The organism is Burkholderia sp. HI2500 (genome assembly GCF_002223055.1).
In the GTDB taxonomy this organism is placed as follows: domain Bacteria; phylum Pseudomonadota; class Gammaproteobacteria; order Burkholderiales; family Burkholderiaceae; genus Burkholderia.
Map to the genome: position 1 here is coordinate 174270 of NZ_NKFL01000005.1, position 21477 is coordinate 195746.

Below are 21477 nucleotides of genomic sequence, written 5' to 3' on the forward strand. Positions count from 1 at the left end.
CACGCGGCGCCAGCCCGTCCGGGCCGGCGCCGCAGCCGCTCATGCGGCCTGTGCGTGGGGTTCGTCCTTCGGCACGACCTCGAACGGGAACGTCATCGCGACACGCAGGCCGCCTTCGGGGCGGTTGCCGATGTCGCACGTCCCGCCCAGCCTGAGCACGAGCCGCTCGACGATCGCGAGCCCGAGCCCGCTGTGACCGTTGCCGCCGCGCGCCGGGTCGAGCCGCACGAACGGCCGCGTGGCCGCCGCGAGGTCGCGCGGCGCGATCCCGCCGCCGCTGTCGCTCACCGACAACACGTAGCCGGTCGGCGTGCGCGCCGTCTCGACGAGCACGGGCGGCGCACCATACGCATGCGCATTGTCCAGCAGGTTCGACAGGATCCGGTCGAGCGTCGCCGTCGGCAGCCGGAAGCCCGGATCGGCGTCGAGCCGGGTCTGGACCGCCGGCGCGTTCGGCGCGACCGCGCGATAGCTGCGCGCGATCCGCTCGCACGCCTGATCGACCGGCACCGGCTCGCTGCGATCGGACCCGCCGTGCGCGAACACCAGGAATTGATCGACGATGTGCGACATCGAATCGACGTCGCGCACGACGCCATCACGCAACCGGGCGTCGTCCATCATTTCCGCCCGCAGCCGCATCCGCGCAAGCGGCGTGCGCAGGTCGTGCGCCACGCCCGCGAGCATCACCGCGCGGTCGCTCTCGGCCTGCGACACCTGTTCCACCATCTGGTTGAAGCCATGCGTGAGCTGGCGCAGCTCGCGCGGACCGCGCTCACGCAGCGGCGGCACCGGCTGGCCGCGGCCGAAGCGCGCGACCGCGCGTGCCAGCGAACGCAGCGGCTGCTGCAGCTGCCAGGCCGCGAACAGCGCGGCGATCACGCCGGCCGAGAAGATCGTGCCGAGCCACAACAGCATCCGGTCGAGCGAGCGCGGCGGCCGCAGCGGCTGAACCGGCACCACGATCCAGTTGCGGTCGGTCGGCTCCTTCACCCACAGCACCGGCGGATGTCCGGGCGTGCCGATCTCGACCTGCGTGCCGGGCGGCATGCGGTCGCTCACGTCGTCGCGGAACCGCTTCAGCGGCGGCGGCAGCCCCGCATCACCGCCCTTCGGCACGTCGGCGCTGTCCGGCGACACGAGCCGCACGCGCGACGGCAGCGGCTGGTCGGGCGTGCGCGCGACGTGCTGGCGCACCGCGTCGACCAGGAACGCGGCCTCCTCGACCGCGTAACGCGTCTGCATCTGGCTGCGCTCGAGCCGCATCGCGAAGAACCACGCGAAGTGCGACAGGAGCAGGACACCGACGACGAGCAGCGCCAGCCGCCCGAACAGTGAATCAATGGGTTTGCGCATGGGCCTCGCCGTCGGGCACGAACACGTAGCCGCGCCCGCGCACCGTCTGGATGAAGCGCGGCGTCGACGGATCCGTTTCGAGGATGCGGCGCAGGCGCCACACCTGGACGTCGATGCCGCGGTCGGTGCCGTCGTACTCGGGCCCGTGCAGCAGCTCGAGCAGCCGCTCGCGCGTGAGCGTGCGCAACGCATGGTTCACGAAGATCTTCAGCAGCGCGAATTCACTGCTCGACAGCGTGGCCGGCTTGCCGTCGACCGACAGCGTGCGCGCCTGGAAGTCGAGCACGAAGCGGCCGAACGCGAACGGCTCGCGCTGTTCGGGCGCCGCCGCCGACGGCGTCGCGCGGCGGCGGCGCAGCACGGCCTGCACGCGCGCGAGCAGCTCGCGCGGGTTGAACGGCTTGCCGAGGTAGTCGTCCGCGCCGAGCTCGAGCCCGACGATGCGGTCGACGTCGTCCGCACGCGCGGTCAGCATGATCACGGGGATGTCGTCGCCGGCCGCGCGCAGCTGGCGCAGCGCGGTCAGGCCGTCGACGCCCGGCATCATCAGGTCCAGCACGATCAGGTCGGGCCGCTCGCGCTCGAGGCGCTTCTCGAGCGTCGCCGCGTCGTGCAGCACGGACACTTCCATCCCCTGGCGCACGAGGTAGTCGCGCAGCAGGTCTCGGAGTTCTTGGTCGTCGTCGACGATGAGGATCTGGGTAGTCATGGCTCGAAGTTTACCGCGCGAGGGCGGAGTCGAAGAACGAAACAAAGGGACGAAAGGGTTACTGCGGGTTACCGCGCAAGGGAACTGTAATGCGCGGTAACCCGGCCACCGCCCCACGTAACACCGGCCGCAGCCTGCATCGCTAACCTGCGTCTTACCGGATGCGGCGCCCGGTTTTCCCGGACCCGCATCGCCGGACCCTTTGGATACAAGGAGTTTCTGAAATGTATAAGAAGACTTCCCGCGTGGCCATCGCGGCCGCCACCGTGCTCGCTCTCGCATTCGGCACCGCGCATGCCGCGCAGCCCAACGACATGCCGCCTCCGGGCGGCCCCGGCATGCACCAGATGCACGGCGGGCACGAAGGCGGCCCGTTCGGCGCGATCATGAAACTGCACGACCAGCTGAAGCTCAACGCGTCGCAGGAACAGCAATGGCAGGCGGCCGTCAACACGATGAAGCAGAACCGTGACGCGATGCGCAAGAGCCACGAGCAGATGCGCGACCAGTTCAAGGCGCAGCAGAACCAGCCGATCCTCGACCTGAGCGCGATGCACTCGGCACGCCAGCAGGCCGAGGCGCAGAACGCGCAACTGCGCGAGCAGACGTCCGCCGCATGGCTCACGTTCTACAACGGGCTGAACGACCAGCAGAAGACGATGGTCAGCACGGCGCTCAAGCAGCAGTTCGCGAAGATGGAACAGCGCCACGAGAAGATGAAGGAGCGCTGGGAGCAGCATCGCGCGGCCAAGGCCGCGTCGGCGCCGGCGCAGTAAGCCGGCGGGCCGCTCCGCGCAGCGGCATCGAAGGGGACGCGGGCACCGGCCCGCGTCCCCTTTTTTTGCGTTTCAGGCGACGTCGAACAGCAGCACCTCGGCCGTCTGGCCGCGCGCGAACGCTACCGCGTCCACGGCACCGATCCGCGCGCCGTCGCCCGCGGACAGCGCGTAGCCGTTCACCTCGACGTCGCCGCGCACCACGTGCACGTACGCGCGGCGCCCGGCCGGCACGTCGAACGCCGCCGCCTCGTCGCCGTCGATCAGCCCCGCGAAGATGCGGGCGTCCGCACCGATCGGCAGCGCACCGTCGCCACCGTCCGGCGCCGCGACGAGCCGCAGCCGGCCGCGTTTCTCGTCATCGGCAAAGCGCGTCTGCACGTAGCCGGGCCGGCCGCCTGCCCCGGCCGGCGCGAGCCAGATCCGCAGCAGGCGCAGCGGCTCGTCACGCGACGCGTTGGTTTCGCTCAGCATGACACCGCTGCCGGCGCTCATGCGCTGCACGCCGCCCGCACGGACGATCGCCCCGTTGCCGAGGCTGTCGCGATGCGCGAGCGCGCCGTCGAGCACGTAGGTGACGATTTCCGCGTCGCGGTACGGCCGCATCCCGTAGCCGCGGGTCGGCGCGATGCACTCCTCGTTCAGTTCGCGCAACGCGCCGAACGCCGGCGGCCCGCTCCGGCCGGACGCCCCAGGAAAGCTGTGAAGGAATTCGTGCCAGCCATGGCTGCGCTGGTCGCGATCGGCGGCGCGGCGGATCTGGAACATGGAACGGACACTCCGTGGGATGCAGGGTTCTGCCATGCCATCACTGTATGAGTGTGCCAATCGCGCCACAATCCGCCGCCTGCGCACCGCATCGTTGCACCTGCGGATGCAATCGATGCAATGTCCATTGCGAATGCGGCGATTATCGCAACAGCCGGATCAATGCGTCGAAGAATCGATCGGTCGGCCCGGATTGCCGGTTTCCGGGTATCGCGTTCGGGTAAAATACCGGCCTTTTGGCGTTCGCCGTTCCGGCGGCCGCCATTGCCAGAGCGCCGATCGGCGATTTTTGGCCGTCTAGAATACGCCGCGGCGCCCGGTCCAACCGGCCGCGAGTGCTCCCGGAAAGTCAGCAACAGAAGGATGGAAATGAAGAAGGCCGCCCTGTGCGCCGCCCTCGCCCTCATGGCGGGCAGCGCCTTCGCGAAGGAGTGGAAGACCGTGCGGATCGGCGTCGACGCCAGCTACCCGCCGTTCGAGTCGACCGCGCCGAGCGGCGAGATCGTCGGTTTCGACGTCGATCTCACCAAGGAAATCTGCAAGCGAATCAACGTGAAATGCGTGTGGGTGGCGCAGGATCTCGACGGGATCATCCCGGCGCTGAAGGCGAAGAAGTACGACGTCATCGTGTCGTCGCTGACCGTCACGGACAAGCGCCGCGAACAGATCGACTTCTCCGACAAGGTCTATGACGCGCCGGCGCGGATGATCGCGAAGACCGGCTCGCCGCTGCTGCCGACGGTTGCATCGCTGAAGGGCAAGCGCGTGGGCGTCGAGCAGGGCTCGACGCAGGAAACCTACGCGAAGGCGTACTGGGAGCCGCAGGGCGTGACGATCATTCCTTACCAGAACCAGGACCAGGTCTATGCCGACCTCGGCTCGGGCCGTCTCGACGCGACGCTGCAGGACGAGCTGCAGGCCGACTACGGCTTCCTGCGCACGCCGCGCGGCAAGGGCTTCGCGTTTGCCGGGCCGGAAGTGAAGGATCCGAAGACGATCGGCGACGGCACCGCGATCGGCCTGCGCAAGGAAGATACGGACCTGAAGCTCAAGATCAACCAGGCGCTGGCCGACATGCACAAGGACGGCACGTACGACCGGCTGTCGCACAAGTATTTCGCGTTCAGCGTCTATTCGGCTTCGGCCCGCTGAGCAACGAAAAGAAGAGACGACGGATGCGGGGGCGGCCCCGCACCCGGGCAGTACAGGCAGTCAACCACGCGCCGCCCGCCCCCTGCCCGCCGCTCGCGCGACGGGCGGGCCCGGCACCGATGCCGGGGCGGACGGTCATGATACGCACGGGGCGTTCCGCGCAGCTTGGGCGGAACGCGTCTTTGGCGGCGCACCGCGTGCGCCCTAAGGGACCACACCAGGGACCACTCAATGTTTCTACAAGGTTACGGCCCGCTGATCCTCGCTGGCACCTGGCAAACCGTCAAACTGGCGGTGCTTTCGCTTGCGCTGTCGTTCCTGCTGGGCCTGCTCGGCGCGGGCGCGAAGCTGTCGCGCAACCGCTTCACGAACGGCGTCGGCACCGTCTACACGACGCTGATCCGCGGCGTGCCCGACCTCGTGCTGATGCTGCTGCTGTTCTACAGCCTGCAGATCTGGCTGAACATGGCGACCGACGCGCTCGGCTGGGACCAGATCGACATCGACCCGTTCCTCGCCGGCGTGCTCGTGCTCGGCTTCATCTACGGCGCGTATTTCACCGAGACGTTCCGCGGCGCGTTCCTGTCGGTGCCGCGCGGCCAGCTCGAGGCCGGCAGCGCGTACGGGATGACGAACTGGCAGGTGTTCACGCGGATCATGTTCCCGCAGATGATGCGCTTCGCGCTGCCCGGCATCGGCAACAACTGGCAGGTGCTCGTGAAGTCGACCGCGCTCGTGTCGATCATCGGCCTCGCCGACGTCGTGAAGGCGTCGCAGGACGCCGGCAAGGGCACGCTGCGGTTCTTCTTCTTCACGCTGATCGCGGGTGCCGTCTACCTCGCGATCACGACGATCTCGAACTTCGTGCTGATGTGGCTCGAAAAGCGCTACTCGACCGGCGTCCGCAAGGCTGACCTATGATCGAACTCATCCAAGAATACTGGCGCAACTATCTCTACACCGACGGCTATCGCATCACCGGTGTCGCGATCACGTTGTGGCTGCTGGTCGTGTCGATCGGCCTCGGCTTCTGCCTGTCGATACCGCTCGCGGTCGCGCGCGTGTCGAAGAAGAAGTGGCTGTCGGGCGCCGTGTGGCTCTACACGTACGTGTTCCGCGGCACGCCGCTCTACGTGCAGCTGCTGCTCTGCTACACGGGCCTTTACAGCCTGCAGGCCGTGCGCGGCACGCCGATGCTCGACGCGTTCTTCCGCGACGGGATGCACTGCACGCTGCTCGCGTTCACGCTGAACACCTGCGCGTACACCACCGAGATCTTCGCGGGCGCGATCAAGGCGACGTCGTACGGCGAGATCGAAGCCGCGCGCGCGTACGGCATGTCGACGTTCACGATGTACCGCCGCGTGATCCTGCCGTCGGCGCTGCGCCGCGCGCTGCCGCTGTACAGCAACGAGGTGATCCTGATGCTGCACGCGACCACCGTTGCATTTACCGCGACCGTGCCGGACATCCTGAAGATCGCCCGCGACGTCAACTCGGCGACCTACATGTCGTTCCATGCGTTCGGCATCGCCGCCCTGCTCTATCTCGTGATCTCGTTCACGCTCGTCTGGCTGTTCCGCCAGGCCGAGCGCCGCTGGCTCGCGTATCTGCGCCCGCAAGGCAAGTAAGTTTTCGCAGGACTATGATGAATTCCCAGACTCAAAAGCTTTTCGTCGACGATCTGCACAAGCGGTACGGCGACAACGAGGTGCTCAAGGGCGTCTCGCTGAAGGCGAACTCGGGCGACGTGATCAGCGTGATCGGCTCGTCCGGTTCCGGCAAGAGCACGATGCTCCGCTGCATCAACTTCCTCGAGCAGCCGAACGCGGGCCGCATCTTCGTCGACGGCGAGGAAGTGCGCACCGCGCTCGACAAGACCGGCGCGCTGCGCGCCGCCGATACGAAGCAGCTGCAGCGCGTACGCACCAAGCTGTCGATGGTGTTCCAGCACTTCAACCTCTGGTCGCACATGAACGTGATCGAGAACGTGATGGAAGCGCCGGTGAACGTGCTCGGCATCCCGAAGAAGGAAGCTGAGGAGCGCGCACGCGAGTATCTCGAGAAAGTCGGCCTCGCGCCGCGCGTCGAGAAGCAGTATCCGTCGCACCTGTCGGGCGGCCAGCAGCAGCGCGTGGCGATTGCGCGCGCGCTGGCGATGCATCCGGACGTGATGCTGTTCGACGAGCCGACTTCCGCGCTCGACCCGGAACTCGTCGGTGAAGTGCTGAAGGTGATGCAGAAGCTGGCCGAGGAAGGCCGCACGATGATCGTCGTCACGCACGAGATGGGCTTTGCGCGCAACGTGTCGAACCACGTGATGTTCCTGCACCAGGGCCGCGTCGAGGAAGAAGGCGTGCCGTCCGAGGTGTTCGCGAACCCGAAGAGCGAACGCCTGCGCGGGTTCCTGTCGGGCAGCCTCAAGTAACATCGCACGCGTCGCGACGCGTGAACGGGCGCCCCGCGGTTCGCCGCGCGGCGCCCGTTTTGCATTGACGCGGCGTTAGGCGGCGTCGACCGGCGCGGCGTCGGCGAACGCGCGCAGTTCGTCGCCTGCGAGCCGGTAGCGCACCCATTCGCTCTGCGGCGCCGCGCCGACGCTCTCGTAGAAGCGGATCGCCGGCTCGTTCCAGTCGAGCACGCTCCACTCGAAACGCCCGCAGCCCGACTCGACCGCGATCCGCGCGAGCGCCTTCAGGAGCCGCAGCCCGGCGCCCGCGCCGCGAAAGCGCGGCGACACGTACAGATCCTCGAGATACAGCCCCTGCCGGGCCAGCCACGTCGAATACGAGAAGAAATACACGGCGAAGCCGGCCGGCTCGCCGTCGACCTCGCACATCAGCGCGCGCGCCGGCGATCCCTCGCCGAACAGGCTGCGCTCGAGCGACGCGGGCGTCGCGATCACTTCGTGTTCCGCCTTCTCGTAGATGGCCAGCTCGGTGATGAAACGCAGGATCTGCGGCACGTCGGCGACGGTGGCGGAACGGATGTCGATTTGCACGGGTTGAGCCCTCCTCCGGCCCTGGCTTGTAACGGGAAACGATGCCGCGCTGGCACCCATCAGAGCGTCATGCTACGTTCATGCTGCTCCTGCAGGAAGTGCAGTTTCTTCATCCGGACCTGAACATGATGCATCCCGATCTGCGCCGCCTCGACCTGAACCTGCTGCTCGTGTTCGATGCGCTGTATCGCCACCGGTCCGTCGCCGCGGCCGCGCACGAGCTCGCGTTGAGCCCGTCCGCGTTGAGCCACGCGCTCGCGCGGCTGCGCGACGCGATCGGCGACGCGCTGTTCGTGCGCCTCGGCAACGAGATGCAGCCGACCGTGCGCGCCGACGACATCGCCGCCTGGGCCGGCGACGCGCTCGACACGATGTCGAAGGGGCTCGCCCGCGCACGCCGCTTCGATCCTGCGCAAAGCGACCGCACGTTCGTGTTCGCGGCGACCGACTACACGGCATTCGCCGTGCTGCCGGCGTTCCTCGCCCGCATCCAGCATGTCGCGCCGCAATTGCGGATCCGCGTCGTGCACTCCGACCGAAAGATCTCCGTCGACGAACTCGCGGCCGGCCGTATCGATTTCGCGCTCGGCTACCACGAGGAATCGGCGGCCGACGCGCCGGGCATCGAGGATTTCGACTGGTTCTCCGACGACTACGTCGTGATTGCAAGCGCCACGCATCCGGAGATTCGCCGGCGCCTGACGCTCGACCAGTACCTGGCCGCACGCCACGTGGTCGTCACGCCGTGGAACGAGTCGCGTGGCGTCGTCGACCATGTGCTCGACCGGCTCGGCCTCGCGCGGCAGGTCGCCGTGCAGTTGCCGACGGTGCTGGCCGCGCCGTTCGTGATCGCGGAATCCGCACTGCTGATGACGGTGCCGAACCGCGCCGCGCAGGCGTTGCGGCACGCGGCGCCGATCCGCCTCTTTCCGGCGCCGTTCGAGATTCCGCGCTACACCGTGAAGGTCTACTCGCACGCGAAGCATGCGCGCACCGATGCGCATCGCTGGATTCGCGCGCAGTTGCTCGACGCAAGGCCCGCCGCTGCCTGACCGACACAGGTTGGTACCTCGCGCCGGGCGTTGACGGACAAGCGTTTCACGCACCCGCCGGCCCTCTCCGGCAGCCATCCATTCATTACGAAATACTTACCAATTTCTCGCGTCCGACGCTTACGCCCGCGCCCTCGCAGCGTCAATAGTGGCAATCCTTGACCCCTGTTTGCAAAACTCGTGTCTCCCTTGCGGGACAAGGGTTTTCCGTTAATTGCAAACCCTTGGCGCCCCTGTTGCCCACCGTGTTGCATGGCAATTTGGCGACACGTGTTAGTCAAACAACGATTTCCATCGCCACAAAATTGTATTTTTGCTAAATTAGTAACCAAAGTAGCAAAACGAAGTTCGTGAAATGTAGTTTAGCTTCACGACACTACAAGGAGACCCCGCAGGCCGACCCGGCTGCGCGGGACCGCTCAACGGTTTTCCGTCCGCTTGCCCGCGTGCCGCGCTTACCGGCCCTGCACGAGGTCTCCCTGGTTATCCCGCTTTTGCCCGGCGCTCGCGCTCCGGGCATCTCGTGCAGTCTGGGTTGACTTTTTGACAGGGTATGGAGGAGATGATGAAGAAAGCTTTGGTCGCGGCCGCGCTGATGGCTGCTGGGGTGGTGACGGCGCACGCGCAGAGCAGCGTCACGCTGTATGGCCGCCTGGATGCCGGCATCGAGTACATGAACGGCCTGCAAAACGGCCACCAAGTGCGCGCGGAAAGCGGCGACTGGGGCACGAGCCTCTGGGGCTTGAAGGGCACCGAGGACATCGGCGGCGGCAACAAGATCCTGTTCCACCTCGAAGGCGCGTTCAACACGATGACGGGCGGCTTCAGCGGCTCGATCTGGGATCGTTATGCGACGGTCGGCATCTCCAACGACCGCTACGGTACGCTGCTGTTGGGTCGCGAGCTCGCGATCGCCAACGGCGTGTGGGACTTCGACCCGTTCGGCCAGTCGGCCTGGTCGACGGCCTCGCTGGTGCGCGGCCGCAACTGGAACAAGACCAGCAACAACGTGTCGTACCAGTCGCCGTCGCTCTACGGCCTCGACTTCTACGGCCAGTTCTCTTTCTCGAACTCGACCAGCTTCAACGGCAACACCGATTCGACCAAGGATGGTCGCGCTGCCGGTGCCCAGATCACCTATACGAACTCGCTGTTCCAGTTGCGCGGCATCTACGACGAAACGCGCGACAGCAACGGCCGCTTCTCGGACGTGTTCAAATACTCGCGCGAATACTTCGCGGGCGTGAACGTATTCCTCGGCCAGTTCAAGGTGCAAGCGGCTTACCAGGCATCGCACGCAGACGGCAGCGGCGGCCCGGCCGTCAACAACGGCGTGACGGGTACCCAGCAAGTCTGGGGCGGCGTGACGTGGCAAGCGACGCCGGCAGCGGCGCTGATCGCGGCCGTGTACCACGTGAACGCGAACCACGGTGGCGGCAACGCGAACATCTACACGGTCGGCGGTTCGTACAACATCTCGAAGCGCACACTGTTCGACCTGCAGGTCGCAACGGTACGCAACAGCAAGACCGCGAACTTCGGCCTGAACGCCAACGGCGCGGGTACCGACGTCTCTACCGGCAATCCGAAATTCGGCGGCAGCCAGACCGGCGTCTACGCCGGTATCCAGCACCTGTTCTGATCAGGCGCCGTTCTCAAAGAATCGATTCAACGACGTTTTCCACGCTGCTGCGAGAGGCGCGTATCGGTGCGGTACCCAACCGGGTATCGCACCGTTTTTTATTGGTGAGCCGACTTAGGGCCCGTCGACGAAGGCGAGGCTCAGACGGCCGCTTCGTTCTCTTCGCCGGTGCGGATGCGGATCACGCGCTCGACGTCCGACACGAAGATCTTGCCGTCGCCGATCTTGCCGGTGCGCGCCGCGCCGATCACCGCGTCGATCACCTGGTCGACCTGCGCTTCCGCGACGACCACCTCGATCTTCATCTTCGGCAGGAAGTCGACGACGTATTCGGCGCCGCGATACAGCTCGGTATGGCCCTTCTGGCGGCCGAAGCCCTTCACTTCCGTCACGGTCAGGCCCGTGAGACCCACTTCGGCGAGCGCTTCGCGGACTTCGTCCAGCTTGAACGGCTTGATGATGGCAGTGATGCGTTTCATGGTGGTTGTCCCCCAATGCTCGTTTGGATGCAAAATCGCGACCCCGATTGTAAGCCTGCGAGCCGCACGCGGCCCAGCACCGCTCAATCGAGCCGTTCGGTAAACCGTGACGTGATCGGGTAGCGCCAGTCGCGCCCGAACGCGCGATGCGTGACGCGAATGCCGATCGGCGCCTGGCGGCGCTTGTATTCGTTGATCTTGATGAGCCGCGTCACGCGCTCGACGTCGGCCTGCGCATAACCGGCCGCGACGATCTCGGCGAGCGGCCGATCCTCTTCCATGTACATCCGCATGATCGCGTCGAGCACGTCGTACGGCGGCAGGCTGTCCTGGTCGGTCTGGTTCTCTCGCAGCTCGGCCGACGGCGCGCGCGTGAGGATCCGCTCCGGGATCACGTCGCGCAGCGGGTAGTCGGCCGTTTCGTTGCGATAGCGGCACAGCCGGTACACGAGCGTCTTCGCGATGTCCTTGATCACCGCGAACCCGCCGGCCATGTCGCCGTACAGCGTGCAGTAGCCGACCGCCATCTCGCTCTTGTTGCCGGTCGTCAGCACGATCGAGCCGAACTTGTTCGACAGCGCCATCAGCAGCGTGCCGCGAATGCGCGCCTGGATGTTCTCCTCCGTCGCGTCTTCCGCGCGGCCCGCGAACTCGCCCGCGAGCGCTGCGCGGAACGCATCGAACATCGGCGCGATCGCGATCTCGTCGTAGCGCACGCCGACGCGCCGCGCCATCTCCGCCGCATCGGTGGTCGAGATGTCGGCCGTGAAGCGCGACGGCATCATCACCGCGCGCACGCGCTCCGGCCCGAGCGCATCGCATGCGACGGCCAGCACCAGGGCCGAATCGACGCCGCCCGACAGCCCGATCAGCACGCCCGGAAACCCGTTCTTGCCGATGTAGTCGCGCACGCCCGTCACGAGCGCGCGGTACACCTGCGCGTGCGTCGACAGCTCGGGCGCGATCGCGCCCGGCAGCGGCCGCGCGCCGTCGAATTCGACGATCGCGTGCCCTTCGTCGAACTGCGGCATCTTCGCGACGAGCGCGCCCTGCGCGTCGAGCACGAACGAGCCGCCGTCGAACACGAGCTCGTCCTGGCCGCCGACGAGGTTCACGTACACCATCGGCAGCCCGGTTTCGCGAATCCGCGCGCGCAGGATGTCGAAGCGCACCGCTTCCTTGTTCATGTGGTACGGCGAGCCGTTCGGGATCAGCAGCACCTGCGCGCCCGCCGCCTTCGCGATCTGCGCGGCCGACGCGTGCCACGCATCCTCGCAGATGATCACGCCGTATTTCACGCCGTTCAGCTCGAACACGAGCGGCTCGGCGTCGGTCGCGAAGTAGCGCTTCTCGTCGAACACCTCGGCGTTCGGCAGATCCTGCTTGCGATAGGTGCCGACGATCTCGCCGCCGACGATCAGGGAAACCGCGTTATAGGTATCGGTGGGCGGCACGCCGCGCTCGATCGGGCGGTTTGCATTACCATCGACGGCTGGCGCGTGCGCGCCTTCGCCCGCGCCGCGCAGCGGATGGCCGACCAGCACCGCGAGCCCGTCGAATGCCTTCAGCGCGTCGGCGAGCGCGTCGAGTGCCGCGGCGGCCGCCGCGTAGAACGCGGGCCGCAGCAGCAGGTCTTCCGGCGGATAGCCGGACAGCGCGAGTTCCGGCGCGACCATCAGCTGCGCACCATCGTTGTGCGCGGCGCGGGCGGCCGCGACGATTCGCGCGACGTTGCCGGCGAAGTCGCCGACGGTGACGTTGATCTGGGCGAGAGCGAGTCGGGTCTTCATGGCGGGATCGGCGCAGCCCGGCGGCGCGCCCTGAACGGCTGACGAAATCGTCCCGGTGCAGGCCGCGCAGGCCCGCGCATCCGGCGACACAGAACGGTACGGATTCACGCTTGAAACACGAACGCATCGATTATCGCACGGGCATCCTGTCGTCCCCCGCGGAGGTGCCGGCCGAAGAATGGAACGCGCTGCTCGCCCGCGACGCGCAGCCGACGCCCTTCCTGCGCCACGAATTCCTCGACGCGCTGCACGTCGCGCGCTGCGCGGTCGACGATACCGGCTGGTCGCCGCACTTCGTCACGCTGACCGACGAGCGCACCGGCCGCCTCGCGGCCGCCGCGCCGGTGTACGCGAAACAGCATTCATACGGCGAATACGTGTTCGACTGGGCGTGGGCCGACGCGTACCAGCGCAACGACCTGCCCTACTACCCGAAGCTGCTGTGCGCGGTGCCGTTCACGCCGGTGCAGGGCACGCGCCTGCTCGCGGCCGACGACGACGCGCGCCGCCGGCTCGCGGCCACGCTGCTCGCGTTCGCCGAGCAGAGCGACGTGTCGTCGCTGCACGTGCTGTTCCCGACCGGCGACGAAGCGGCGCTCCTCGAATCGATGGGGATGATGCTGCGCGAAGGCGTGCAGTTCCACTGGATCAACGACGGCTACCGCCACTTCGACGATTTCCTCGGCACGCTCGAGCAGAAGAAGCGCAAGAACATCCGTGCCGAGCGGCGCAAGGTGCACGACGCGGGCGTGACGTTCCGGCGGCTCACCGGCGACCAGATCACCGACGCCGACTGGCGTTTCTTCTCGCGCTGCTACCGGCAGACCTATCGCGAACACTATTCCAGCCCGTACCTGAATCTCGACTTCTTCCGCACGATCGGCGCGACGATGCCCGAGAACCTGCTGCTCGTGATCGCGGAAACCGGCGGGCAGCCGATCGCGAGTGCGCTCGCCGTCTACCGGCGCGGCGAAAACGGCGGCGGCACGCTGTATGGCCGCTATTGGGGCGCGCTCGAACACGTGCCCTGCCTGCATTTCGAAACGGCTTACTACCAGTTGCTCGAATTCTGCATCGAGGCCGGACTCGATACGTTCGAAGGCGGCGCACAGGGCGAACACAAGCTCGCGCGCGGCTTCCTGCCGACCGTCACGCACTCCGCGCACTGGCTCGCGCACCCGGCGTTCTCGGACGCGGTCGCACGCTTTCTCGAACGTGAGACCGAGCATATCCACGCGTACGTCGACGAGCTGCGCGAACACGATCCGTTCCGGCGCGGCGGCCAGTAACGTCATCAAGGGCCCCGGCATGCGACGATGGCCGGCTTCGCCGCATGCCGCACGCCCCCTTCGGCCCGGTGCGCGGCGAGCGTCACCGTCGCCGGCACCGCCTCGATCGCCCACGCGCACGCCATCGTCGAACGCCGGAACAGCGAAGTTTTCATTGATCCGCCTGAATCGATCTGTTGTACTTGTCATCCCACTCCAGCGTCCCAGTTTAAAAAAATCGACCGGTCACCATGCTTGACCGGCAGGAGCAGTACCTGACCTCTCGCAGCGGGGGCAACCCGAAGGTCATGGAGAGAGACATGGAGTTACGACAGAAATCGGTATCCGTCCGGGTCTACCGACAGGCGCTCGACGACATGCGCCGCAACGGCTTCGACGTCGCGCCGCTGTATGCGACGCTCGGCATCGGCGCGGCCGATCTCGCCGACGACGCGCGGCGCATCCCCGGCGATCGGCACGTCGCCGCGATGCGGCTGATGAGCGACTGGCCGTTGTCCTGGCATCGGCCGCCGCCGCAGGTCGTGCCGTGGCTCGCGCCATTCCCGGAACTCGCGGGCGTCACCTGCAACGCCGCGACGCTGCGCGACGCGCTGCACGGCTACCTGCGCTACCGCGAACTGATCGGCAACGTCGACTGGCTTTTCGCGCATGAGACAGGCGACGCGATCGCACTCGAGTACGTGAACGAAGGTGACGGAAGGCCCGCCAGCAGCGCGTTCGCAAATTTCGCGATCCTCGTCGCGCTCGCGCGCCTGTACGATCCGCACGTGCGGATCGACGAAGCCGGGTTCGCGGGCCGCGCGTTCGCGCCGACGGCCGCGTTGCGCGATCTCCTCGGCGCGACGGTGTCGTTCGATGCCGCATGCAACCGCGTCGTGCTGCGCTCCGCGCGCTTCGACACGCCGTTCGAGTGCTACAACGCGCCGCTCGCGGACATCCAGCGTCAGGCGGCCGACGCCGCGTGCGAGCGCGTGCGCGCCCGCTCGACGTTCGGCGCGTCGGTCGAGCAATGCGTGCGCGACTGGCTGCGCACGTCCGACGACGCCGACGTGCCGTCCGACACGCTGATGGAGCACGTCTGCGCGCGCTTCGCGATGTCGCGCTGGACACTGCGCCGGCGGCTGCATCGCGAAGCAGTCGGGTTTCACGCGCTCGTCGCGCAGGCACGGCTCGGTGAAGCGCGCGACCTGCTGCTGAATACGCAATTGCCGATCGGCGAGATCGGCGCGCGGGTCGGCTTCCGTTCGACGAGCGCGTTCACGCGCTTCTTCACGCGCGAACTCGGCGCGGCGCCGAGCCGCTTCCGCAACGGGCACGGCGAGCGGTGGCGTTGACGGGCGCTTTTTCTGAGACACTGGCGGCTTCGCATCCTGCCGCCCTGCCATGTCCTGGTTTCTGTATCTGATCGAATGCGCCGACGACAGCGTCTATACGGGCATCACGACCGACGTTGCCGCGCGCTTCGACGAGCACGCCTCCGGCAAGGGCGCGCGCTATACGCGCTCGCGCAAGCCGCGTGCGGTGCTCGCGTCGTTTCCACTGCCCGACCGGTCGAGCGCGTCGCGCGCCGAGTACTGGGTGAAGCAACTCACGGCGGTGCAGAAGCGGGAACTGGCGGCCGGGTTGCGGACGCTGGAGTCGGTGCTGCCGGCCGTCGTGGCCGTCGATACCAGCGGTGACGAGGCCGGGTTGAAGGCTGGTGCGCGCGGGCGGAAGAAGGCGAAGAACGTCGATCGTGCGGAGAAGACGGTCGAGACGGGCAAAAGCCCGAAGAAGGCCGGGAAAGCCGAAAAGGTCGACAAGCCTGCAAAAGCCGCCAAGTCTCCCAAGGCGACAAAAGCCGCCCCGGTCGCACAGCGCAAGAAGCCCGACAACGATGGGGTCGCAAAAAAGACTTCATCGCGCGGCACACCGGTAAAAAAGGACAAGCCGGCCGCACCCGCTTCGTCGAAAGGAAAGGCGCCTGCAGCCAGCGGCAAACTCATCACGACCGGACGCGAAGATGCCGCGCCCGCACCGGCCCGCCGCCGCGCGGCTGCTACCCAAGCCGCCGAAGCGCCAGCCGCTCCCGTTGTCCCTCGCCGCGCGAAGCGCACGAAGGACGCGCCGTCCACCGCCCCGTCGCCCGCGGCCGTACCCGCCGCCGCACGCAAGCGACCCCAACGCACAAAACAAAACCGCGCGGCCTCCTGAGGAGACACGCGCGGTTGGCGTTTCGCACGAACCGGCCGTCGGCCGGTGCGCCGCTTACTTCTTGTAGTTCGCTGCGCCGTCGGTGATTTCCTTGTGCGCGGCTTCGATGCCGGCCCAGCCTTCGACCTTCACCCACTTGCCCTTCTCGAGCGCCTTGTATTGCTCGAAGAAGTGCTTGATCTGGTCCTTCAGGTACTCGGGCACGTCGTCGATCGACTTCAGGTTGGCCGTCATCGGGCAGACCTTGTCGTGCGGCACCGCGACCAGCTTCGCGTCGACGCCCGACTCGTCGGTCATCTGCAGCATGCCGAGCACGCGCGAACGCACGATCGAGCCCGCCAGCAGCGGGAACGGCGTGATCACGAGCACGTCGACCGGATCGCCGTCGCCCGACAGCGTCTGCGGGATGTAGCCGTAGTTCACCGGATAGCGCATGCCCGTGCCGATGAAGCGGTCGACGACGAGAAGGCCCAGTTCCTTGTCCGCCTCGTACTTCACCGGATCGCTTTGCGCGGGAATCTCGATGATCACGTTGAAATCTTGCGGCAGGTCCTTGCCGGCCGGAACATGATTGAAGCTCATGAGCACTCTCTGTAGGTCGATGGGAATTCGGGACAGGGCGCCGCGGCCGATGCATCGCCGCAGGCGTCCCGCAAGGGAATGCGCCATTATAGCCAATCGACCGGTGGCGTCCGGATGACGATCGGCCGATAATCGTTCCGGATGCCCGGCCGTTGAACCATTGGCCGCGTGACGTGGAATCGGTGTCGGCGGTTGAAGCGCTATCGCCGGCCGACCGCAAAACATGGGGCCTGGGTGAGCGCTGAGGCGCTAACTCGGGGCGACCGTGAAGCATGGGACCCGGGTGAGCGCTGAAGCGCTAACTCGGGTCGACCGCGAAGCATGGGACCCGGGTGAGCGCTGAAGTGCCAACTCGGGTCGACCGCGAAGCATGGGACCCGGGTGAGCGCTAAAGCGCTAACTCGGGTCGACCGCGAAGCATGGGACCCGAGTAAGCGCTAAAGCGCTAACTCGGGTCGACAGGAGCTGGCATGGAAGAGGCGAAGCACTTCATCGCGGGCGAATGGACGCTGCCCGCGCAACTGGAAACCATCGCGGTCGTCGATCCCTCCGACGGCCAGCCGTTCGCGTCGATCGCCCGCGGCACGGCGCCCGACATCGAGCGCGCGGTCGCCGCGGCCCGCGACGCATTCGCGGGCCCGTGGGGCGCCGCCAGCGCCGCCGAGCGCGGCCGCGTGCTGATGCGCCTGTCGGCGCGTGTCGCCGCGTCGATCGAGGAACTCGCCGCGATCGAAGCGCGCGACACCGGCAAGCCGCTGAAACAGGCGCGCGCCGACGCAGCCGCGCTCGCGCGCTACTTCGAGTTCTACGCAGGCGCCGCCGACAAGCTGCACGGCGAAACCCTCCCCTATCAAGCCGGCTACACGGTGCTGACGGTGCGCGAGCCGCACGGCGTCACGGGCCACATCGTGCCGTGGAACTACCCGATGCAGATCTTCGGGCGCAGCGTCGGCGCCGCGCTCGCGGCCGGCAACGCCTGCGTCGTCAAGCCGGCCGAGGATGCGTGCCTGTCGTTGCTGCGCGTCGCCGAGCTGGCCATCGAGGCCGGGTTGCCGGCCGGTGCGCTGAACATCGTCACCGGCTACGGCCATGAAGCCGGCGCCGCGCTCGCACGCCATCCCGGCATCGACCACATCTCGTTCACGGGGTCGCCGGCCACCGGCAAGCTGGTCACGCAGATGGCGGCCGAGAACCACGTACCCGTCACGCTCGAACTCGGCGGCAAATCGCCGCAGATCGTGTTCGCCGACGCCGATCTCGAAGCGGCGCTGCCCGTGCTCGTGTCCGCGATCGTGCAGAACGGCGGGCAGACCTGTTCGGCCGGCAGCCGCGTGCTGATCGAGCGCGCGGTGTACGAGCCGCTCGTCGAGCGGCTTGCCACCGCGTTCAACGGGCTGCGCGTCGGCCCGAGCCGCGCCGACCTCGACTGCGGCCCGCTGATCAACGCGAAGCAGCAACAGCGCGTGTGGGATTTCCTGTCCGACGCGCAGCACGACGGCATTCCGATGGCCGCGCACGGGCAGGTCGTCGCCGACGCGCCCGAAAGCGGCTTCTACCAGGCGCCCGCGCTGCTGCGCGACGTGCCGCCGTCGCACCGGCTCGCGCAGGAGGAAGTGTTCGGCCCCGTGCTCGCCGCGATGCGTTTCGTCGATGAGGACGAAGCCGTCGCGCTGGCGAACGGCACGCCGTACGGCCTCGTCGCGGGCATCTGGACGCGCGACGGCGCGCGCCAGATGCGGCTCGCACGGCGCCTGCGGGCGGGCCAGGTGTTCATCAACAACTACGGCGCGGGCGGCGGCGTCGAGCTGCCGTTCGGCGGCGTCGGCCACTCGGGACATGGCCGCGAGAAAGGCTTCGAGGCACTGTACGGCTTCACCACGCTGAAGACGATCGCGATCCGGCACGGCTGACCGCGCCGCATGCAGCACCTGGCACGCGGCCGGCAGCACCGGGCTGCGTGCCGAAGCACGACGACACTCATATCCAGCACAGGAGACACACCATGCGGTTGAGCGGCAAGACGGCAATCGTCACGGGCGGCGGCTCGGGATTCGGCGAAGGCATCGCGAAGACCTATGCGCGCGAAGGCGCGAACGTCGTCGTCAACGACCTGAATGGCGCGGCAGCCGAGCGCGTCGCGAGCGAGATCGCGCTCGCGGGCGGCAAGGCCATCGCGGTGGCCGGCGACGTGTCGAGGCAGGACGACTGGCACGCGCTGCTGCAAGCGTCGCTCGACGATTTCCACGCGGTGCAGATCGTCGTGAACAACGCGGGCACCACGCACCGCAACAAGCCGGTGCTCGACGTGACGGAAGCCGAATTCGACCGCGTGTACGCGGTCAACATGAAGAGCCTGTTCTGGTGCGTGCAGACCTTCGTGCCGTACTTCCGCGAACGGGGCGGCGGCGTGTTCGTGAACGTCGCGTCGACGGCCGGCGTGCGGCCGCGGCCAGGCCTCGTCTGGTACAACAGCACGAAGGGCGCGATGATCACCGCAAGCAAGTCGCTCGCGGCCGAGCTCGGCGCCGACCGCATCCGCGTGAACTGCATCAACCCCGTGCTCGGCGAAACGGCGTTGATGACCGAATTCATGGGCTGCGAGGACACCCCCGAGAACCGCAGCCGGTTCCTCGCGACGATCCCGCTCGGCCGCTTCTCGACGCCGCAGGACATCGCGAACGCGGCGCTTTACCTTGCCTCCGACGAAGCTGAATTCATCACGGGCGTTTGTCTCGAAGTCGACGGCGGGCGCTGCATCTAGCCGCATCGCGCTGTTCGCGTGCCGAGCCGGGATGCTTCGACCGGCACGGCATCCACGCATTGCTTCGCACGAAACCGGATCGGGTGCCGCTGCGCTTTCCCCGGCCAACTACAAGGACAGCGGTGCATGGGATCCAAGTAACCGCTAAAGCGCTAACTTTGATCGACAGGAGACAACATGGCAACATCGACGCAGTCGCTGCCGGGCTCGTCCGGCGCATTCGAGGAAGCGACCTACCGCAAGGTGTCGTGGCGGCTCGTGCCGCTCCTGCTGCTGTGCTACGTGGTCGCGTATCTCGACCGCGTGAACGTCGGGTTCGCGAAGCTGCAGATGGCGAGCGACCTGAACCTCAGCGACACCGTCTACGGGCTCGGCGCCGGGATCTTCTTCTTCGGCTATTTCCTCTTCGAGGTGCCGAGCAACATCATCCTGCACAGGGTCGGCGCGCGCGTGTGGATCGCGCGGATCATGGCGACGTGGGGCGTGATCTCGATCCTGACGATGTTCGTCACGACACCCACGATGTTCTACGTGATGCGCTTCCTGCTCGGCGTCGCCGAGGCGGGCTTCTTCCCCGGCGTGATCCTCTACCTCACCTACTGGTATCCCGCGCACCGGCGCGGCCGGATGACGACGTTCTTCATGACGGCCGTCGCGCTGTCCGGCGTGATCGGCGGGCCGCTCTCGGGCTTCATCCTGAAGGCGTTCGACGGCATCAGCGGGTGGCACGGCTGGCAATGGCTGTTCCTGCTCGAGGGTATCCCGTCGGTGCTGGTCGGCGTGGTCGTGTTCCTCAAGCTGGACGAGCGGATCGAGAAGGCGAACTGGCTGACCGACGACGAAAAGGCGCTGCTCACGCGCAACGTCGCTGCCGAAGAGGCCACCAAGGAAGACCCGCCGCTCGGCGCCGTGATGGCCAGCCCGCGCGTGTGGCTGATGGCGCTGATCTACTTCTCGTTCGTGATGGGGCTTTACGGCGTCGGCTTCTGGCTGCCGACCATCATCAAGGCGACGGGCGTGACCGACACGCTCATGATCGGCCTGCTGTCGGCGATTCCGTATGCGGCCGCCGTGGTCGCGATGATCCTGATCGCACGCAGCGCGGACCGGCACCGCGAGCGCCGCTGGCACGTCGCGATTCCGGCCGCGATCGGCGCGCTCGGGCTCGTGCTGTCGGTGATCTGGGCGCACCAGACCGCGCTCGCGATGCTCGGCCTCACGCTCGCGACGATCGGCATCCTGACGACGTTGCCGCTGTTCTGGAGCCTGCCGACCGCTTTCCTCGGCGGCACGGCGGCCGCGGCCGGCATCGCGATGATCAACTCGATCGGCAACCTCGCCGGCTTCCTCAGCCCGTACATGATGGGCTGGCTCAAGCAGGTAACGGGCGCCAACGATTCGGGCATGTACATGCTCGCCGGGTTCCTCGTGCTCGGCGGACTGCTGGCGCTGTCGGTGCCGAAGCGGCTGGTCGACAAGTAACGCAGGGAGCCAACCCGCATGCTCCACCGAATCGTCCAGGCAGCCGGCCACCGTGTGCTGGTCCGCGATCCCGCCGCTGGCCTGGTTCAGCGCGAAAGCGATGCGCTCGATCTCGTCGCGCTCGCGCACGAGCATGAGGCCGATTGGGTCGCGGTGCCCGCCAACGGGCTGCACGAGGATTTCTACCGGCTCGATAGCGGGCTGGCGGGCGCGGTGCTGCAGAAACTCGTCAACTACGGCGTCCGGCTCGGTGTGGTCGGTGATATTGACCGCTGGCTCGCGCGCAGCGAAGCGCTCCGCGCGCTCGTTCGCGAGTCCAATCGTGGGCAATCGGTGTGGTTCGTCGCGAGCGAGGAAGACCTGCTGCGCAGGCTCGGCGCGTAACGCGCCGCGCGCGCCCGCTGCGTCGCGATCGACGAAAAAAAGCCCCGAAGGCCGCCAGGCG

22 protein-coding genes are annotated in these 21477 nt (G+C 67.3%); 14 read left to right on the forward strand and 8 right to left on the reverse strand.

All coding sequences use genetic code 11. The features are described 5' to 3' along the window. Positions 1-39: 39 nt before the first annotated feature. Positions 40-1356 carry an ATP-binding protein gene (locus CFB45_RS13640; protein WP_089426071.1) on the reverse strand — a complete coding sequence of 439 codons (1317 nt, stop codon included), beginning with the start codon at positions 1354-1356 and terminating at the stop codon, positions 40-42. Next, positions 1340-2065: a response regulator gene (locus CFB45_RS13645; RefSeq protein ID WP_009693256.1), complete on the reverse strand. Its 726-nt coding sequence runs from the start codon at positions 2063-2065 to the stop codon at positions 1340-1342. Before CFB45_RS13645 ends, CFB45_RS13640 begins: the two co-directional genes overlap by 17 nt. A 224-nt stretch (positions 2066-2289) precedes the next feature. On the opposite strand from CFB45_RS13645, the gene CFB45_RS13650 reads away from it, so the two are divergent. Next, on the forward strand, positions 2290-2841 hold the full coding sequence (locus CFB45_RS13650) for a periplasmic heavy metal sensor (RefSeq protein ID WP_089426072.1): 552 nt from the start codon (positions 2290-2292) through the stop codon (positions 2839-2841). Positions 2842-2913: 72 nt separating this feature from the next. Here CFB45_RS13650 and CFB45_RS13655 read toward each other — a convergent pair whose 3' ends face one another. Further along, positions 2914-3609: a pirin family protein gene (locus tag CFB45_RS13655; RefSeq protein ID WP_089426073.1), complete on the reverse strand. Its 696-nt coding sequence runs from the start codon at positions 3607-3609 to the stop codon at positions 2914-2916. A gap of 369 nt (positions 3610-3978) precedes the next feature. Between CFB45_RS13655 and CFB45_RS13660 the strand changes: the two genes are divergently transcribed. The 4 genes from CFB45_RS13660 to CFB45_RS13675 all read left to right on the forward strand — a co-directional run bounded on the left by CFB45_RS13660 (position 3979) and on the right by CFB45_RS13675 (position 7189). Further along, positions 3979-4761, forward strand: a complete 783-nt coding sequence (locus CFB45_RS13660) for an ABC transporter substrate-binding protein (protein WP_143329843.1) — start codon at positions 3979-3981, stop codon at positions 4759-4761. A 231-nt stretch (positions 4762-4992) separates the two neighbouring features. Then, positions 4993-5682, forward strand: coding sequence for an ABC transporter permease (locus CFB45_RS13665; protein WP_021158491.1), 690 nt, complete (start codon positions 4993-4995; stop codon positions 5680-5682). Beyond that, complete coding sequence (locus tag CFB45_RS13670; RefSeq protein WP_011352853.1) at positions 5679-6392, forward strand: ABC transporter permease; 714 nt, start codon at positions 5679-5681, stop codon at positions 6390-6392. The genes CFB45_RS13665 and CFB45_RS13670 overlap by 4 nt, the downstream gene beginning before the upstream one ends. 17 nt (positions 6393-6409) lie before the next feature. Beyond that, on the forward strand, positions 6410-7189 hold the full coding sequence (locus CFB45_RS13675; protein WP_089426631.1) for an ABC transporter ATP-binding protein: 780 nt from the start codon (positions 6410-6412) through the stop codon (positions 7187-7189). Positions 7190-7264: 75 nt separating this feature from the next. Here CFB45_RS13675 and CFB45_RS13680 read toward each other — a convergent pair whose 3' ends face one another. Beyond that, positions 7265-7762, reverse strand: coding sequence for a GNAT family N-acetyltransferase (locus CFB45_RS13680; protein ID WP_089426075.1), 498 nt, complete (start codon positions 7760-7762; stop codon positions 7265-7267). An 80-nt stretch (positions 7763-7842) separates the two neighbouring features. Between CFB45_RS13680 and CFB45_RS13685 the strand changes: the two genes are divergently transcribed. Both CFB45_RS13685 and CFB45_RS13690 read left to right on the forward strand, forming a co-directional pair. Then, entirely contained in the window at positions 7843-8814 is a 972-nt protein-coding gene (locus CFB45_RS13685; RefSeq protein ID WP_373558411.1) for a LysR family transcriptional regulator, read from the forward strand. Between the two features lie 562 nt (positions 8815-9376). Further along, on the forward strand, positions 9377-10456 hold the full coding sequence (locus CFB45_RS13690; RefSeq protein ID WP_089426633.1) for a porin: 1080 nt from the start codon (positions 9377-9379) through the stop codon (positions 10454-10456). Between the two features lie 140 nt (positions 10457-10596). Here CFB45_RS13690 and CFB45_RS13695 read toward each other — a convergent pair whose 3' ends face one another. Together CFB45_RS13695 and CFB45_RS13700 are read right to left on the reverse strand one after the other, a co-directional pair. Next, positions 10597-10935: a P-II family nitrogen regulator gene (locus CFB45_RS13695; RefSeq protein ID WP_006398637.1), complete on the reverse strand. Its 339-nt coding sequence runs from the start codon at positions 10933-10935 to the stop codon at positions 10597-10599. Between the two features lie 83 nt (positions 10936-11018). Continuing rightward, on the reverse strand, positions 11019-12725 hold the full coding sequence (locus CFB45_RS13700) for an NAD+ synthase (RefSeq protein ID WP_089426634.1): 1707 nt from the start codon (positions 12723-12725) through the stop codon (positions 11019-11021). Positions 12726-12835: 110 nt separating this feature from the next. On the opposite strand from CFB45_RS13700, the gene CFB45_RS13705 reads away from it, so the two are divergent. Continuing rightward, positions 12836-14014: a GNAT family N-acetyltransferase gene (locus CFB45_RS13705; protein ID WP_089426076.1), complete on the forward strand. Its 1179-nt coding sequence runs from the start codon at positions 12836-12838 to the stop codon at positions 14012-14014. A gap of 5 nt (positions 14015-14019) precedes the next feature. On the opposite strand, the gene CFB45_RS39000 is transcribed toward CFB45_RS13705, so the two are convergent. After that, on the reverse strand, positions 14020-14169 hold the full coding sequence (locus CFB45_RS39000; RefSeq protein ID WP_179255066.1) for a hypothetical protein: 150 nt from the start codon (positions 14167-14169) through the stop codon (positions 14020-14022). Between the two features lie 144 nt (positions 14170-14313). Here CFB45_RS39000 and CFB45_RS13710 point away from each other — a divergent pair, with 144 nt between their 5' ends. Continuing rightward, positions 14314-15348: a helix-turn-helix transcriptional regulator gene (locus CFB45_RS13710; RefSeq protein ID WP_089426077.1), complete on the forward strand. Its 1035-nt coding sequence runs from the start codon at positions 14314-14316 to the stop codon at positions 15346-15348. A 49-nt stretch (positions 15349-15397) separates the two neighbouring features. Then, positions 15398-16207, forward strand: coding sequence for a GIY-YIG nuclease family protein (locus CFB45_RS13715; RefSeq protein WP_089426078.1), 810 nt, complete (start codon positions 15398-15400; stop codon positions 16205-16207). 54 nt (positions 16208-16261) lie between these two features. On the opposite strand, the gene ppa is transcribed toward CFB45_RS13715, so the two are convergent. Beyond that, positions 16262-16789 carry an inorganic diphosphatase gene (gene ppa, locus CFB45_RS13720; protein ID WP_011352863.1) on the reverse strand — a complete coding sequence of 176 codons (528 nt, stop codon included), beginning with the start codon at positions 16787-16789 and terminating at the stop codon, positions 16262-16264. A 470-nt stretch (positions 16790-17259) separates the two neighbouring features. Here ppa and CFB45_RS13725 point away from each other — a divergent pair, with 470 nt between their 5' ends. From CFB45_RS13725 to CFB45_RS13740, 4 genes are all read left to right on the forward strand, one after another. Then, entirely contained in the window at positions 17260-18699 is a 1440-nt protein-coding gene (locus CFB45_RS13725) for an aldehyde dehydrogenase family protein (protein WP_089426079.1), read from the forward strand. A 92-nt stretch (positions 18700-18791) separates the two neighbouring features. Continuing rightward, positions 18792-19550 carry an SDR family oxidoreductase gene (locus CFB45_RS13730; protein WP_089426080.1) on the forward strand — a complete coding sequence of 253 codons (759 nt, stop codon included), beginning with the start codon at positions 18792-18794 and terminating at the stop codon, positions 19548-19550. Between the two features lie 177 nt (positions 19551-19727). After that, positions 19728-21032, forward strand: coding sequence for an MFS transporter (locus CFB45_RS13735; protein WP_089426081.1), 1305 nt, complete (start codon positions 19728-19730; stop codon positions 21030-21032). A gap of 18 nt (positions 21033-21050) precedes the next feature. Then, positions 21051-21416, forward strand: a complete 366-nt coding sequence (locus CFB45_RS13740) for a DUF4180 domain-containing protein (RefSeq protein ID WP_089426082.1) — start codon at positions 21051-21053, stop codon at positions 21414-21416. The last annotated feature ends 61 nt before the right edge of the window (positions 21417-21477 follow it).